7 protein-coding genes are annotated in these 16,001 nt (G+C 32.5%); 6 read left to right on the top strand and 1 reads right to left on the bottom strand.

The window, feature by feature from the left end:
- Positions 1-264: cupredoxin domain-containing protein (locus tag HY951_07505; protein ID MBI5539886.1), on the top strand; the 264-nt coding region annotated here is incomplete at its 5' end.
- 22 nt (positions 265-286) lie between these two features.
- Positions 287-883 (top strand): T9SS type A sorting domain-containing protein, encoded by a 597-nt coding sequence (locus tag HY951_07510; GenBank protein MBI5539887.1) that lies wholly within the window; start codon positions 287-289, stop codon positions 881-883.
- Between the two features lie 33 nt (positions 884-916).
- Here HY951_07510 and recG read toward each other — a convergent pair whose 3' ends face one another.
- Entirely contained in the window at positions 917-3,019 is a 2,103-nt protein-coding gene (gene recG, locus HY951_07515; protein ID MBI5539888.1) for an ATP-dependent DNA helicase RecG, read from the bottom strand.
- Positions 3,020-3,296: 277 nt separating this feature from the next.
- Here recG and HY951_07520 point away from each other — a divergent pair, with 277 nt between their 5' ends.
- The 4 genes from HY951_07520 (at position 3,297) to HY951_07535 (ending at position 15,945) form a co-directional block, all read left to right on the top strand.
- Entirely contained in the window at positions 3,297-8,252 is a 4,956-nt protein-coding gene (locus HY951_07520; protein ID MBI5539889.1) for a PKD domain-containing protein, read from the top strand.
- A gap of 4 nt (positions 8,253-8,256) precedes the next feature.
- On the top strand, positions 8,257-9,918 hold the full coding sequence (locus tag HY951_07525) for a PD40 domain-containing protein (protein MBI5539890.1): 1,662 nt from the start codon (positions 8,257-8,259) through the stop codon (positions 9,916-9,918).
- Positions 9,918-10,925 carry a type IX secretion system membrane protein PorP/SprF gene (locus tag HY951_07530; protein ID MBI5539891.1) on the top strand — a complete coding sequence of 336 codons (1,008 nt, stop codon included), beginning with the start codon at positions 9,918-9,920 and terminating at the stop codon, positions 10,923-10,925. The genes HY951_07525 and HY951_07530 overlap by 1 nt, the downstream gene beginning before the upstream one ends.
- Positions 10,926-11,001: 76 nt before the next feature.
- Complete coding sequence (locus HY951_07535) at positions 11,002-15,945, top strand: hypothetical protein (protein ID MBI5539892.1); 4,944 nt, start codon at positions 11,002-11,004, stop codon at positions 15,943-15,945.
- The last annotated feature ends 56 nt before the right edge of the window (positions 15,946-16,001 follow it).

Consider the following 16,001-nt stretch of genomic DNA (forward strand, 5'->3'; position numbering starts at 1 on the left):
AAGGATGCTCCTGCAACTTCAAATGAAGTTTACATGTCAAATTCAGTATTTACACCTTCCACAATAACTGTTGAGTTAGGAACAACAGTTAAATGGACAAATAAAGAGTCTGTTTTGCACACTGTTACTAGCGATAGCTTAATTTTTAATAGCGGAAATCTAGATAAAAATAAAACTTTTTCGTTCACCTTTAATTCAAAAGGGACTTATCCATATCGTTGTATTCTTCATAACAATATGACAGGTACAGTAATTGTTCAATAATTTAAAATCCAAAAAAATTGATATGAAAAAAATAATATTCGTAGCATTTACACTTTATTCAGTTGTTGCATATAGTAATAAAGTGACAATAACTAATTCAGGTTTTGCTTTCTCACCTGATAGTATAAGCATTAATTTAGGCGACACTATCGTATTTCAACTAGGTGGAACGCATAATGCTGTTGAAGTAAACCAAACTACATGGAACTCAAATGGAACAACTGCACTTAGTGGAGGATTTAACACTCCATTTACAGGCGGGCAAATAACAGGACTCACTCCAGGGTATCATTATTATGTTTGTACTAACCATGCATTTATGGGAATGAAAGGGAAAATCTTTGTAGTTTCAAATTCTAATATTAATAATCTTGTTTATAAAAATAAAACAATTGATGTTTTTCCTAATCCAACCAGTGGAATATTAAAGTTGCAAACAAACTTTGAATTATCTAATCCAAATAACAGATTTTCAATTTACAATATTTCTGGCGAAAAGATTAATTCAAGTAAAGTGTTAAGTAACGAAATTGACATGTCTGGTTTTCCAAAAGGAATTTATTTTATAGAAATAATTGCAGATAAAAGAACTTATGTTAAGAAAATTACATTAGAATAATTTATATAATTTAATAAAACATTTAAAAATAGACTAACTGATTTTACTCCAGTTAATATCAGTTTTAGTAAGTTTCTTCAATTGAAAAGTGATTAACTGGTTTTGTGGGGATTTTAAAAATACATCCTCTTTTAAAATAAGTTCAGCTTCATGTCTTGCAGTTTGTAAAATTCTTCCATCTGTACCCAAATCTGCAATCTTTAATTGAAATGGAAGTCCACTTTGCTGAGTTCCTTCAATATCACCTGGACCTCTAATTTCCATATCCTTATCCGCTATTTCAAAACCATTATTGGTTTCCACCATTATTTCCAATCTTTTTCTAGCATCTGCTGAAAGTTTATCACCAGACATTAAAATGCAATATGACTGATCAGCTCCTCTACCTACCCTGCCTCTTAGCTGATGTAATTGAGAAAGACCAAACCGTTCAGCACTTTCAATTACCATAACAGAAGCATTAGGAACATCAACACCTACCTCAATTACAGTAGTAGAAATAAGAATATTGGCTTTTCCTTTAATAAAAAGATTCATTGCTATTTCTTTTTCGGCAGGTTTCATTTTTCCATGAACTACTGAAATAAGGTATTCTGGTGGAGAAAAATCACGGCTATAACCTGCATAACCATCTTCAAGATCTTTATAGTCGAGCTTTTCAGATTCTTTAATTAATGGGAAAACCACATAAACTTGCCGTCCCATTGCTATTTCCTTTCTTAAAAATCCAAAAACTTTCAGGGTTGAGTTTTCAAAAAAATGCACTGTTTTAATTGGCTTTCTTCCAGGAGGAAGTTCATCTATTACAGAAATATCAAGATCACCATACAAAGTCATTGCAAGCGTTCTGGGTATTGGAGTTGCTGTCATTACTAAAATATGGGGCTCAATAATATTTTTTTGCCATAACCTTGCACGTTGTGCAACTCCAAATCGGTGCTGTTCATCAATAACAACTAACCCTAAATTAGCAAACTTAACTTCATCCTCAATCAGAGCATGAGTACCAATAAGTAAATTAACAGTATTATTTTGCAATTTTTCATGCAATTCTTTTCGTTCCGCTTTCTTGGTTGAACCTGTTAAAAGCCTTACCGAAACACCTATTTCTCCACAAAACTTTGAGATTGTTTTAAAATGCTGAATTGCCAAAATCTCTGTAGGCGCCATTATGCAAGCTTGATATCCATTATCTACCGCCATTAGCATAGCTAACAAAGCAACTAAAGTTTTACCACTGCCTACATCACCTTGTAACAATCTATTCATTTGTTTGCCAGAAATAAAATCATTTCTAATTTCTCCCAGTACACGAATTTGAGCTGAAGTAAGATTAAATGGCAGATTTTTATATAAATGCTTTATTAAATTATCATTTTCTTTTTTAAAAACAAAACAATTTGACTTCCCTTTTCTATAGGCCTTCTGACTTAATAAATTAATCTGAATGTAAAAAAGTTCTTCAAACTTTAACCTGAACTGAGCATCTCGTAATTTTTCGGGAGACTGTGGAAAATGAGCCTGAAAAAGGGCTTCTTTTAGCGAAGCAAGCTTTAACTTATTTAAAATATAATCAGGTAAACTTTCATGTATCGAATTAACAAATTGCTTAAATATATTTTCCTGTATTAATCTTATCGTTTTCGAGCTAATAAAATGTGTTTTTAATTTTTCGGGTACACTATATTGTGGTTGCAAAGAAGTAGTAAGGCTCTTTTCAAATCTGACAGCTTCCTCAATCTCGGGATGTGTAATATTTATACTATTACCAAATAAATTTGGCTTACCAAAAATAACATATTCTACATTTGTTTTATAATTTTTAGTAATCCATGCTAACCCTTTAAACCAGACTAATTCAATAGCTCCTGTTTGGTCATAGAATCTTGCAGTAAGTCGTTTACCTTTTCCAGCTCCTACATTTTTAAATTCTAAAATCTTACCACGTATTTGAATATATGGTAAATCTGCATTAATCTCAGAAATTTTATAAATTTTAGTACGATCAATATATTTATAAGGAAAATAATAAATCATTTCCTCAATTGTACTTATTCCTAATTCAGCAGTTATTAATTCTGCCCTCTTTGGCCCAACTCCCGGAATAAATTGTATATTATCATTTAATGAAGCCACGTGAATAAATTATGCCTTAAAGGTAACTTATTTTAATAAAATTAAATTTCAATTTTATTAAATCAAAGCCATCGCTTAAAAAAACTATATTTAATAAAATAAAAAATAATTTAATCATCTAACTAAACAAAATTAAAGCATTGTCATTAATTATCATAATATTACAAAATCATATTTAATTCTTTATACTATTTAATTTTTGATTATTAATTCGTAAAATAAACAACTAACTTTAGCAGTTCGAAGTCGTATAATTATAAAAAAAATAAAACTTGGCATGAACAAGGTTTACAAACCAGTTTTTATTAAAAGTAAATCCAAAGCTTTTATTTTATTTTATTTATTTTTTATTTTTTCTGCTAATTTATTTTCACAAGATTGCAATATAGTATCAAAAGCAAATGATATTTTACCGGACAAACTTTGTGCACCGGTAACTGTTGTTTGGGAAGTAACTTACAGAGGTGTTAATAATAATGGAACACCTGTAAATATTCAATTTAATTGGGATGATGGAAATCCTGTACAAATAATTCCTGCAATAAATACAAACCCAAACCCTTTAATAAGAGAATGGAAAGCTACAATTACACATGTTTATCCACAAAATGGACCTTTATGTAATTATTTACCCGAAGCAACTTTAATGGTAAATGGAGTTTTGTGCACAAGTTCAGTTCAGCAACAAAATGTAACTGTATGGGATACTGACGATCATAACGGAGGACATTTAGAAATTAATCCTGTAATTTTCCCTATTTGTGTTGGAAACGATGGAACAGTTACTTTTCAGGATGTAAGTTTATGGAATTGTGTTCCCCCTGTAGAACTTGATAATCCTAACGATCCTACAAGATGGACTCAATGGATTTACGGAACAAATTACACAATAAATAATGTATTAGTTGGTGGTATGCTACATGCATATCCATTCTGGGGAGCAGTAGTGCCTGCAATAGGTCCGGTATTGGGACCACAACCACCAAATAACGTAAGCTTACCTGTTTATTCCCCAAATACAGCTTTAGTAAATCAATTTTTTGAAGTAACTCTTAGAAACTGGAACTATTGTAACCCATACGATGATCCAAATATTCCCGGACCACCTGTAGATTTAGTAAATGGAGATTATCCTCCAATTATCACAACAGCAATGGTTTTAATAGTACCTTATCCCGATGCTACCATTCAACCAGTTGGTCCCTTTTGCTCAAATGCGCCACCAGTAACTCTTACAGCAGCAACACCGGGAGGAACATGGTCTGGAACAGGAATCACAAACACAACTACCGGTCAATTCAGTCCTTCTGTTGCAGGTCCAGGCACACATACAATAACTTATACTGTTGTAAATGCAAATGGGTGTGCAGGAGTTGGAACAATAAACATTACGGTTTGGGCAAGACCAACTATTAATATATTACCAGGAACAAATTTACAGGTATGCCCCGGCGACACTTTATTTCTAGACGGAAATCCCACACCCGGTGATGGCACAATCATAACACATTTATGGACAGGAAATACAGGTCCATTAAGTTCTGTAAATATTCAGACACCATATTTTACAACTAACACACCAGGAACTTATAATTTAACATACAGGGTTACTGATTCTAATGGATGTAATCGTCAACAAAGTGTAGTAATTAATGTTACACAGGTAACTGCAAACATTACCCCTGACCCAGCTCAGGCATGTGCAGGTATTAATTTTCAATTAAACGGAAACCCTTCAGGCGGAACAGGGACATACATATCCCATTTATGGAGTGGAAATATAACATATATAAATTTTACAAATATTGTTAATCCTGTATTTAATTGTTCTGTTGCTGGAAGTTACAATCTTACATATATAGTATCTGATAATAACGGCTGCATAGGAACTGATAATATTACCATCACAGTTTCTCCGGTGCCCATTGCCAATGCAGGCTCAGATGACAGCATATGCGGTTCAAGTTACACACTAAATGCTATACCAAGTTTCGGAACAGGATTGTGGACGATGTTAAATGGACCCGGAACTTTAAATTTTTTAAATTCTGGTTCTTCATTAAGTAATGTTATTGCATCACAATTTGGAACATATGATTTAATATGGCAAGAAACTTTTGGACCCGGATGTACAGATCAGGATACAGTAAAAATTACTTTTATTCAACAACCCATAACAAATGCAGGTGTTGACGATACACTTTGTGGAATGTCAACAACATTAAATGCATTAGCATCTGTCGGAAATGGTTACTGGTCTCAAGTTTCCGGTCCCGGTACAACAACTTTTGGAAATACAACAAATCCCATAACAAATATTAATGTAAATGCATTCGGAATGTATTCATACAGGTGGTTTGAAAATAACAGTTTTGGGTGCATTGATGCCGATACCGTAAACATTAGTTTTGATGTAGTTCCAAACCCTAATTTCTCTCCTGTAGACACAAGTGGTTGCCCTCCTTTCTCGGTAACACATATTAACTCAACAATAGGCGGAAACTCTTATCAATGGTATTACAGTGACGGAAATCAATCCACAGCCATAAATCCAACTCATATATTCTCAAATTCCGGAACTATAGATATCATTTATTATATTAAAATGATTGCGACTTCAACATATGGATGTAAAGATTCTGTAACACATCAATTAACAGTTCACCCGCTTCCTGTTTCAAACTTTTTACATAATGGAATACCTTCATGCAGCCCAGTAACAGTAGGATTTACGAATATTTCTTCAGGTGCTACAAATTACATCTGGGATTTTGGAGATGGCACACCAACATTAACGTCTAATAACCCAACACATACTTTCTATAACAACACAACATTAATTCAATATTATGAAGTAAAACTAATTGCATATAATTCTTTTGGCTGCCCGGACACTTCTGTAAAATATGTTACGGTATACCCTGACCCTAATTACACTATTGACGTAATTCCCGACACAGCTTGCCATCCTGCCAATATTCAATTTATCACACAACCTGGTGCAAGTTCATATTTATGGGCATTTGGTGACGGAACAACCCAGTCAACTGGATTTACAACCACTCACCCTTATTCAAATACAGGTAGTACTGATCAGGCCTTTTTAATCCAACTTATAGGCACCTCATTTTTTGGTTGTGTTGACACTTCTTATGTACCTGTTCTAATAAGACCAAAACCCGCTGCAATTTTTACTATACAAAATTCCAGTGGTTGCTCACCTGTAACATTTAACTTTAACAATAATTCAACAGGGGCTACAATTAATAAATGGTACTGGGGTGATGGAACAAATGAAATACAAAACAATGCAAACATTAGTCACAATTATGTAAATACAACCAGTTTACCAATAACTATTTTCGTTAGTTTAGTAGTATACAACACTCAGGGTTGTTCAGATTCTACATCATTGCCTATTGTTATTTATCCTAATGTTCAATCAATTTTTGTAGCAGACACCAGCGGATGCTCTCCAATTTCAGTTCATTTCCAAAACCAATCCTATGGTGCAACTACATTTTATTGGGATTTTAATGATGGTACAACTTCCACTCAAACCAATCCAGATCATATTTTTGTAAACACAACATTAACTGCTATTAATTACAATATATCTCTTATTGCAACTTCTGTTTATAACTGTACTGATACTACAAATAAACTATTAACAGTTTACCCAAAGCCAACAGTTGATATTAACATTTTGCAATCAACAGGCTGTACACCATTTTCTGCACAGTTTAATAATACATCAACAGGAGCAACCACATTTAACTGGAATTTTGGTGATAACACAACTAGCACATCACCTAACACTACAATTAATCATACTTATACAAATATAACAAATAATCCTATCACCTACACTACCTCATTAATAATTTCAAATTCATATAACTGCAGCGACAGTTCCAGTTTATCCATTATTGTAAATCCTGAAGTAAATGCAATATTTATTGCAGATACTGCAAGTTGTTCGCCTTTAAATTCTCAGTTTACAAATTTATCAATGGGTGCTATTAATTACCAATGGAACTTTGGTGACGGCACAAGTTCAACTCTCTTTCAACCAACCCATGAATATATCAATCCTTCATCTGTTGATCAAACTTTCTCTGCTGTACTAACTGCTATTTCTGCCTATGGCTGTACAGATACTTATTCTGTAAACATTAATGTATGGGCAAAACCTAATGCTTCTTATACAGTTTCACCTTATGTACAGATATTTCCTAATTCGATTATAACAATAGACAATACAAGTACTCCAGGTCCATGGTCATACGCATGGAATTTTGGAGACGGAAATACATCTAATGTTATTGAACCTTTAAATCATTCTTATAGCAGCTATGGGAAATATATTATTTCGCTTTTGGTATATTCTGCACATTGCTCAGATACATATATTGATTCTGTTTCAATAAATGCACCATCACCTGTAGCATCTTTTTCAGTTAATGAATTTGGTTGCGAACCACTAACTATTCAATTTTCAAATCAAAGTTTATATTCTAATATTTTTACATGGGATTTTGGCGATGGAGGAATTTCACATGATGAGAACCCAACTTATACATATTACCATGCCGGTGATTACAGCGTTAAACTTTTTGCTTCAGGACCAGGTGGACAAGACTCTATAGGGGGTGGTACAGTTAAGGTCTACCCAAAACCAATAGCTTTATTTACTGTAACACCAACAGTTGTATTTATTCCTGATCAATCTATCGAATGTAATAACAATTCAGTAAATGCAGACATTTACACATGGAACTTTGGAGATGGAAATACTTCTAATTTAGAAAATCCGACTCATAAATATATACAGGAAGGAGAATATACTATTACGTTAATTGTTTCAACAATACACCAATGTTCAGATACTCTTTCATTATTCCGTGCTGTTGTTGCAAAATCAGCAGGTCAGATTGATTTCCCTAGTGCATTTTCCCCAAATCCATCAGGTTCAAATGGTGGACATTATAACCCAAATGATTTTAATAACGACATTTTTCATCCAGTATTTGTTGGAGTTGATACATACGAATTAACAATATATAACCGCTGGGGCGAATTAATTTTTGAAACAAAAGAACCCAATATTGGCTGGGATGGGTATTACAGAGATAAACTTTGCAAACAAGATGTTTATGTCTGGAAAGCAAAAGGAAAATTTATTGATGGTCAAACATTTTTTAAAGCAGGTGACGTAACACTAATAAGATAAAATTATGAATCTATTATGTTTTTCTAACAAAGAAATCTTGTCAAATAATATACCGATTAAAACCGGCAGTAAAAAGACAAATAGCACAATCGTTAATAGGATTGTTTTTTTCTCATTCTCTTTTATGTTATTGTTAATATCATTGGAAAGCAGTTCTCAAATATTTGGAAAAAATAAGCTTTTCAATAAAAAGCTAGAAACTGCAAATCTTGAATTTTCATATAATAACTTTCACTTAGCATTACCAATTTATAATGAATTACATGCTATGGATTCAGCTAACACTGAAGTATGTTATAAGCTGGCAGCCTGCCTTTTTAAAGTAAGAAGGCAAACCTTGGAGTCACTTCCGTTATTTGAAAAATCTAAAAATGATTATTCAGAAGCTCATTATTATCTTGGTCAGATTTACCATAGAAAAATGATGTTTGATAAGGCACTTGAGGAGTATATGGAATTTAAAAACAATGGAGAAAAACCAGAAATCTCACTTGATGAAGTTGATTATTTAATGCAGAAATCTGTAGTTGCAAAAGAAATGATATTAACAAAAGCTAATGCTAGTGTAACAAATTTCAATAATGGAATTAACACACCATATGCTGAATATGTACCATTACTTAATCCCGATGAAACAAAATTATTTTTCACAAGTCGAAGAAAAGGAAGTACAGGTGATTTACTTGATCCATATTATGAATATTTCGAAGATATTTATGTTTCAGAAAAATCCGGAACAACTTGGGACACCCCTGTTAATATAAGTACACCATTAAATTCAGAAACACATGATGCATGTGTAACATTATCCAAAGACGGTCAACAATTATATATATACAGAACAAGTAAAGATCAGGCCACAGGTCATATATACGTATCACAGAATAATGAAGGAAAATGGTCAGAGCCAAAATTTTTTGATGCACATATTAATTCAGAAAACAGTGCAGAATCAAGCATTAGTATTTCGCCTGATTTAGCAACAATTTACTTCTCAAGCAATCGCCCAGGAGGATATGGTGGTAAAGATATTTATAGAGTAACCAAAATGCCTGATAGTACATGGAGTCGCCCTTTAAACCTTGGACCAACAATTAACACACCATATGATGAAGATGCTCCGTTTATTCATCCTGATGGTATAAGTCTTTACTTTAGTTCTAAAGGACATAGGAATATGGGAGGCTATGACATTTTTAAAACTACTAAAAATGACAACGGACAGTGGTCAGCTGCCGAAAATCTAGGCTTTCCTGTGAACTCTGTTATGGATGACATTTATTTTATTGCAACCTTTGATGGAAGACAAGTATACTTTTCATCAAACCGTGATGAAGGTAAGGGTAATATGGACATTTACAAAGGTGAGATTATTGATCCTCAAACCAGCCAGATTATTTTAAAAGGAACCGTAACAACCAACGAACCTGAGTTTATGCCTGTAAGAGCGACTATTACAATCATAGACTTTGACACTAAAGCATTACAGGGAATTTACAGAACGAGTAAGAACGGAAAATATATTTTAGTTGTTCTGCCAAGAAAAAAATATAAAGTGTTAATTGAATCAGATGGTTATTATCCTTACTCTACTGAAATTGATATGACAACAAAATTATCACTTGACGATTTATTTAAAACAATTAGTTTGAAGAAAATAAATTAATGAAGATATTTCATAACATATTACTATTTTTTTTCATTCTTGTGAGCTTTGTTACAAATGCTCAGGATCCACAATTTTCACAATTTTATGCTTCACCACTATACCTGTCCCCTTCATTTGCGGGCTCAACAAATGGCAGTCGTGCAATTTTAAATTTTCGTGATCAATGGCCGTCTATTCCAGGATCTTTTATTACAACTGCTTTTTCATTTGACCATTTTGTACCACAACTCAGCAGTGGGTTTGGGTTACTTGTTATGCAGGACAGAGCAGGTGTAGGCCATTTAAGAAGCACTAATATAGGATTTCAATATGCATATCAGTTTAAAGTAGGAAAAAAACTACAATTCAGACCTGGAATGCATTTTTACAGAAGCACAAGAAGTATTGATTTTAATAAACTTGTATTTAACGACCAGATATCACTTTCAGGAACTAATCCAAGTTCTATAGAAGTACCACCATTAAAAAAAGTAAGCTATACAGACTTTGCAGCATCGCTACTTGTATATTCTGAGAAATACTGGGGAGGATTTGTTATTGACCATATGACTACTCCAAATCAATCAATAATAGATGGCGTAAGTTTAGTACCAGTTAAATATACTATTCACGGAGGCTATAAATTCTATCTGAATGGAAAAACAAGTTCTTATAACGAAGAAAGTATAACAACTGCTTTTAACTTTCGCTCACAAGGAAAATTTGACCAATTGGATTTTGGCTTATACTGGACTAAATTACCTATTGTTCTTGGAGCCTGGTATCGTGGCATTCCTCTTTTTAAAGCATATAAGAAAGGATATATGAATAATGATGCTATAATTGTTCTTGTTGGTTATCAGTGGAAAAACATAAAAGTAGGTTATACCTATGATATTACTATTTCACGATTAATCGCAAACACATTAGGTTCTCATGAAATTTCGTTAATTTTTGAATTTAACCAAGACCAGAAACTTCGCAAGAAAACAAAAAAAGTAATCATCCCTTGTCCAAAGTATTGATTATGTATAAATGATGTTATACAATTTATAAATTATCATAAAATAATTTTGTAACTTGCAACATCAATTGAATAAAATGAAAAAGTTTTTATTTTTTATCTTCATACTGTTTTGTTCAACAGTAATATTCGCACAACAATATGGTAACGAGTGGATTAACTTTAGTCAAGAATATTATAAAATCCCAATAACAAAAGAAGGGATTCATAGAATTTCAAGAACCGCATTAGTAAATGCTGATTATCCTATAAATAGCAGAGACCCAAGAAATATTCAGATTTTTTATAGAGGACAAGAACAATATATTTATATTCAAGGTGAAGATGATGGAATTTTTCACTCACAGGATTATATAGAATTTTATGCAAAGGGAAATGACGGCTGGTTAGACTCTGCCTTATTTGAACCCGGTTCATACATCACAAATCCTTATTACAGCATGTATACCGATACTGCATATTATTTTCTGACTTATAATAATTCATTAACTAATCGAAGAGCAACATTTGAAACTGATGTTAATTTCAACAATTATTTGCCACAACTTGCAAACCATTGCTTAGTAGATGTACTTTATCAGAATCCAGAATACTATTATAATGCCGAAAACGGACCACGTTATCTAAAAGGTGAAGGTTGGTTCGAGTCTTATTTTGGGATAGACAACTTACATAATTCTACATTACCTTCCACAACAAAACTATTAAACACTTCTGGGCATTTAACAGGAATAACACCATCCACTTTATGTATTTCTGTAGCTTCAAACTCTCATTCTGGTCACCACTTAAGGGTAAATATGGAAAATACAAGTTTTTTTGACACAACATTCCAAGGTTTAACATCAGTAAAAAAAACATATTTAACAACATCTAGCCTTAATCCAACAACAAGTATCACTTTTAATTGCATTAATGACTTAAATGTAACTACTGACTATATTGAAGTTGCCTACATTACTCTTACATATGCCAGAAATTTTGCATTTAATGGCTTATATCGAAAAAAATTCAGAATACCTGACAGTAACGGAAGCAAAACTTTATTACAAATAAGTCAGTTTGGAACTTCAAATACTGTTTTGTGGGATGTTACAAATCATAAAAAAATTACAACTTCTCTGGAAGGAGGTTTTCTAAAAGCAATAGTACCTAATGGTGGAGGTTATAAAACTTGTTATATTGCAGATACAGTATTTCAGGCAAGTGTTTTAGCAAAAAAAACATACACAAATTATTTAACATCAGGATTTAATTCTGATTACATAATAATTACTCACCCTTTATTAATTTCAGGGGCAAATAGTTATAAAGCATATCGCAATTCAACAGGCTTTAATGCATATTGCTACGACATAGAACAATTATATGACCAGTTTGCATATGGAGTAAAAAAACACCCCCTCGCAATTAAAAACTTTTTAAAGTTTATAACCACTCAATATGACACATTACCAAAATATGTTTTTTTAATAGGAAAAAGCATCCATTCCGGAACCTGGTCTTATAATGAGAGCTTCAGAAAAAACACTGCAAATTTCACTAATTGTCTTGTACCATCATATGGTAGTCCATCTTCCGACAATTTATTAACTACAAAAATATTAACAAATAACGAAACACAAGACATTCCAATTGGAAGAATTGCCGCAACAAATAACAATGAAGTAAATATTTACTTAACAAAAGTAATGGAACATGAAAATGCACAACCTGCAGAATGGATGAAAAGAGTTGTACATTTTGGAGGCGGCACAGATGCAAGCCAGCAAACACAATTTGCAGGATTTTTAAATAATTTTGGAGAAATAATATCTGATACACTTTTCGGTGGAAATGTTAGTACATTCCTCAAAAATACCAGTTTACCTATACAAATTACGGTATCCGATTCAGTCAGGCACTTAATTGATAACGGAACTTCTTTAATTACATTTTTTGGTCATGGTTATACAGATGGTTTTGACCAGAATATTGAAGAACCTGAAAATTATTTTAATCACAGTCGCTACCCTTTACTAATAGCCAATTCATGTTTAACCGGCGACATTCATTTGCCAGCACCAAGAAGATTAAGTGAAAGATGGATATTTTCTCAACAGAAAGGTGCAATTGGATTCCTTGCAACTGTTGACTTAGGAGAAGCATGGTATTTGAATTTATATACTACTGAAATTTATAAGCAATTTGCGTATAAGAACTATATGCAATCTATTGGTAATTGTATAAAAGATGGAAACTATACAATTAATAACGACTATGGCAGCTTTATGCTAAAAACTTGCCATGAGTTTACTCTACACGGTGATCCTGCAGTTAAATTAAAAACATTTACAAAACCTGATTTAACAATATACCCAAGCTCAATTAGCTTTGTTACTCAAACATTAGATTCATTTGATGTGAAAATTATTATAACAAATATTGGTAAAGCAATAAATGACACTTTTGCAATAAATCTTACACGAACACTACCAAATGGCTCTGTTTTAACATATACTGGTTTTGCATATGGATGCCATTATAAAGACACTGTTTACATAAGAGTTCCTATAGATTTTGTTAATGGACCCGGAATAAACCACTTCTGTGTTAATGTTGACTCGGAGGATTGGATTGAAGAATTAAGCGAAATAAATAATTCTGCCTGTACCGATTACACAATTCGCTCAAGCGACCTAACCCCAATATTTCCATATGAATTTGCAATACATCCTAATAATTCAGTTTCTTTAAAAGCTTCTACTGGATATCCTTTTATTGGGATTCAATCTTATATATTCGAAATTGACACCACAGATCTTTTTAATACTCCACTTGAATCCGGAACAGTTACTCAAGCAGGAGGAATAGTTTCATGGACACCAAGCTTAATACTTGAAGACAATAAAGTTTATTTCTGGAGAGTTAGCCCTGTACCACAAGGAACAGCTGATTATAACTGGAAAGAAAGTTCATTTACATACATTCCCGGAAAAACAGGCTGGTCGCAGGCTCATTTCTTTCAGTTTAAAAGAGACGGATATTCTGCAATAAATTATAACAGATTAAACAATAACAGAAGATTTGATTTTGTTAGTGCTCCAAAAGAATTAAGATGCCATAACAAAGGACTACCTTCTCCTTCAGATTACTTTAGCATTAGGTACTATTTAGATGCTATAACAGATTACTCATCATGTGGTCCTACCGGTGCTATTTTAGTTGTTGTAATAGATCCAGTAACTTTTCTACCATGGGAAAGTGAATTTTCAAAAAGTTATGGTCAGGTAAACTGGCCAAATATTCCTGGAAACTCTTCTTGTCCTGGCAGAACAAGGCTTGACAAGTATTTTGTATATTATGCTCAACAACCTTACTTGGATAGTCTTAGTTCGTTTTTATCACAAATACCTGATAGTTTCCATATTTTAACCTACAGTTTTAATTATGGTTCATTCCAGACATGGCCAGAAACAACATACCAGACTTTTGAATCACTTGGTGCAACAAAAACCAGAACTTTAGAAAATGATATACCTTATATATTTTATGCACAAAAAGGAAATGTAAATACTGCTCAAGAAAAATGGGGAATCACAAATCATGATGCAATTGATTTATATGTACAAATTCCGACAAATTATAATTCAGGAAAAATTAATTCAACAATAATTGGTCCATCAACATACTGGAAAACTTTACACTGGAATCAGAATTCATTAGAGAATCCTACAAAAGACCAGGTTCATTTAGAAGCCATGGCTTACAAACACAATAATGACAGTGTACTTATAATTCCATCGTTAACTACAGCCAATTATGATGTTAATGATTTATATAATTATGCAGACGCAGCAATTTTCCCATATTTAAGATTAACTATGAATACTAAGGATGATTCTTTAGAAACACCATCGCAAATTAACAAATGGCAGATTACTTATGATGGAGCACCTGAAACTGCAATTAACCCTACAAAAGGGATGCACATCTTTTATAAAGATACACTAGAAGAAGGTGATATTATGAAATTTGCTGTAGCAACTGAAAACATAAGTCAGTACAATATGGATAGTCTTACAGTCAGATATTGGCTTCAGGATAAGAATAACCAACTAATTGATTTGGGATATAAAAAATTAAGACCTCATCCGGCCGGTGACATTCTAACTGATAGCATTACATTAAATACAAACGGTTATACCGGCTTAAATCATATTTGGTATGAAGTAAATCCATTAGATACAAATACAGGAACTTATGATCAGATAGAACAATATCATTTTAATAATTTTGCAGAAAAAGCATTTATGGTATTAAATGACAAAATTAATCCTTTGCTCGATGTTACATTTGATGGAGTTCATATTATGAATGGAGATATTGTTTCTGCAAAACCATATATATTAATTAATTTAAAAGATGAAAATAAATTCTTAGCTCTTGACGACACTTTGCTTTTTGGTATATATCTTACAACAAAATCTACAGGTATAGAGAAAAGAATATATTTTAACAATGGTGAAATTCAGTGGACTCCTGCACATTTACCAAACAATAGCTGTATTATAGAATACCGACCGATACTTGAAGATGGCAAATATCAACTTAGGGTTCAGGCAAAGGATACTTCTAATAATGAAAGTGGAAACAATGACTACAAAATTAATTTTGAAGTCATTAACAAATCTACTATAACAAATGTTTATAACTACCCCAACCCTTTCAGTACCTCAACAAGGTTTGTATTTACATTAACTGGCTCAGAAATTCCCGACGACTTTAGAATTCAGATAATAACAGTTACAGGAAAATTTGTTAGAGAAATAGGATTAAATGAAATGGGGTTAATTCATATTGGAAATAACATTACACAATTTGAATGGGACGGTACTGATATGTATGGAGACAAATTAGCCAATGGGGTTTACTTTTTCAAAGTAATTGCTAAGCTAAATAGCGAAACTATAGAACACCGTGCAACTGATGCCGACAAATTCTTTAAAGAAGGATTCGGAAAAATGTATATTTTGAGATAATTTTTTAGGTGAATCAGTGATCAGTATGACAGTAATCAGTAAGGTATAATCTATTT

It is taken from the genome of Bacteroidia bacterium, from assembly GCA_016218155.1.
In the GTDB taxonomy this organism is placed as follows: Bacteria; Bacteroidota; Bacteroidia; order Bacteroidales; family GWA2-32-17; genus GWA2-32-17.

Coding starts and splice junctions, on each gene's coding strand:
- HY951_07535 (MBI5539892.1), top strand. CDS start 11,002: ATGAAAAAGTTTTTATTTTTTATCTTCATACTGTTTTGTTCAACAGTA.
- HY951_07520 (MBI5539889.1), top strand. CDS start 3,297: ATGAACAAGGTTTACAAACCAGTTTTTATTAAAAGTAAATCCAAAGCT.
- HY951_07530 (MBI5539891.1), top strand. CDS start 9,918: ATGAAGATATTTCATAACATATTACTATTTTTTTTCATTCTTGTGAGC.
- HY951_07510 (MBI5539887.1), top strand. CDS start 287: ATGAAAAAAATAATATTCGTAGCATTTACACTTTATTCAGTTGTTGCA.
- HY951_07525 (MBI5539890.1), top strand. CDS start 8,257: ATGAATCTATTATGTTTTTCTAACAAAGAAATCTTGTCAAATAATATA.